This is a genomic window from Streptococcus sp. SCPM-O-B-15304 (M98), from assembly GCF_058200215.1.
Window position 1 is genome coordinate 1 of record NZ_JBYQGQ010000060.1, and the last position, 247, is coordinate 247.

At 37.2% G+C, this 247-nt stretch carries 1 protein-coding gene; it reads right to left on the reverse strand.

Annotated features, from left to right (window positions below):
* Positions 1 to 34 precede the first annotated feature (34 nt).
* On the reverse strand, positions 35 to 247 hold a 213-nt coding region (locus tag AC3E7H_RS10080), incomplete at its 5' end, for a transposase (protein ID WP_490676525.1).

Here is a 247-nt window from a genome sequence, read left to right on the forward strand (position 1 = left end):
GGCTCATTGTCAACTGTAGTGGGTTGAATAAAAACTAACATCTGGAGAGGACAATTGATGTCCTCTTCATTTTTATATTCAGAGCGATGAAAATTCGTTTCTTAAAGTTGTCAAAGTTCCGAAATCCAAAGGCATTTCGTTTGATAAGTTTAACGAGATTATTGGTCGCTTCCAATTTGGCGTTGGAATAGGGTAGTTGAAGGGCGTTGACAATTTTCTCTTTGTCCTTGAGAAATGTCTTAAAGAC